The following is a 348-nucleotide window of genomic DNA, read 5'->3' on the forward strand; positions in this document are numbered from 1 at the left end:
GTGCATCAGGCTCGCAGCGCTGACCCCCAGTTGCCGCGCCTGTTCCCGAACCCGCAGCGCCAGCCCTGCATCGACGGGCAATTCGGCCTCTTCGATATCCCGGCCATCGCCCTGCACATCCTGCACGCCGAAGGGCAGCGTGGGCTCGTCGACATCGGCGAGCATTTCGCGGAAGAACTGCTCGTGTTCCTGGGCGCTGACACCCAGGCGAGCCTGGGCCACGTAGTGACGGAACGGTGCCGCGGTCGGCAAGTCATCGGCCTGGTTGAACAGGAACGCCCGCATTTCCTGGCCGACCACTTCCATGGCGGTGTGGTCCAGTGCCAGGTGATGGAACAGCAGGATCGC

Annotated in this window: 1 protein-coding gene; it reads right to left on the reverse strand. The window is 65.8% G+C overall.

What is annotated here, in order from left to right; translation table 11 throughout:
* Positions 1 to 348: hypothetical protein (locus HX869_RS31365; protein ID WP_178904199.1), on the reverse strand; the 348-nt coding region annotated here is incomplete at both ends.

The organism is Pseudomonas sp. P7779 (assembly GCF_013386315.1).
GTDB lineage: Bacteria > Pseudomonadota > Gammaproteobacteria > Pseudomonadales > Pseudomonadaceae > Aquipseudomonas.